Annotated in this window: 1 rRNA gene; it reads left to right on the top strand. The window is 54.8% G+C overall.

Annotation, left to right across the window (positions count from 1 at the left end):
* Positions 1 to 949, top strand: a 23S ribosomal RNA gene (locus ABD116_RS41740); the annotation flags it as partial.

The raw sequence follows: 949 nt of genomic DNA, 5'->3' as shown, positions 1-949 counted from the left end.
GGCCGACAGGCGTAGTCGATGGACAACGGGTTGATATTCCCGTACCGGCATTAACACGACCCGACCGAGGTCACTGATGCTAAGACACAGAAACCACAAGGCCTTCGGGTTGAGTGGCGGATGTTTCGACCCGAGGTGGTATTAGGTGCACTAAGGAGTGACGCAGGAGGGCAGTCCATCCGCGGCGATGGTAGGCGCAAGCTGATCCGCGGGCAAGGTGGTAGGGCGAGGCATAGGCAAATCCGTGTCTCACATAGCCTGAGAACCGAGGCGGACCCGTTCAGGGGAAGTGGATGATCCCATGCTGCCGAGAAAAACTTCGTAGTGAGTGTTAGAGCCGCCCGTACCCCAAACCGACACAGGTGATCAGGTAGAGAATACCAAGGCGATCGAGTGAACCATGGTTAAGGAACTCGGCAAAATGCCCCCGTAACTTCGGGAGAAGGGGGGCCGGATACGTTACCGCACTTGCTGTGGGAAGCGTTGATGGCCGCAGAGACCAGGCCCAAGCGACTGTTTACTAAAAACACAGGTCCGTGCGAAGAAGTAATTCGATGTATACGGACTGACGCCTGCCCGGTGCTGGAACGTTAAGGGGACAGGTTAGCTGGTTTAGGCCGGCGAAGCTTTGAACTTAAGCGCCAGTAAACGGCGGTGGTAACTATAACCATCCTAAGGTAGCGAAATTCCTTGTCGGGTAAGTTCCGACCTGCACGAATGGCGTAACGACTTGGGCGCTGTCTCAACCATGGACTCGGCGAAATTGCATTACGAGTAAAGATGCTCGTTACGCGCAGCAGGACGGAAAGACCCCGGGACCTTTACTACAACTTGGTATTGGTGGTCGGTACAACTTGTGTAGGATAGGTGGGAGACTGTGAAGCTCGGACGCCAGTTCGGGTGGAGTCATCGTTGAAATACCACTCTGGTTGTTCTGGCTGTCTAACTT

The organism is Kribbella koreensis (genome assembly GCF_039525325.1).
GTDB lineage: Bacteria > Actinomycetota > Actinomycetes > Propionibacteriales > Kribbellaceae > Kribbella > Kribbella koreensis.
The sequence above is the reverse complement of the archived record's forward strand: the minus strand, read 5'-3'. Positions and strand labels throughout refer to the sequence as shown.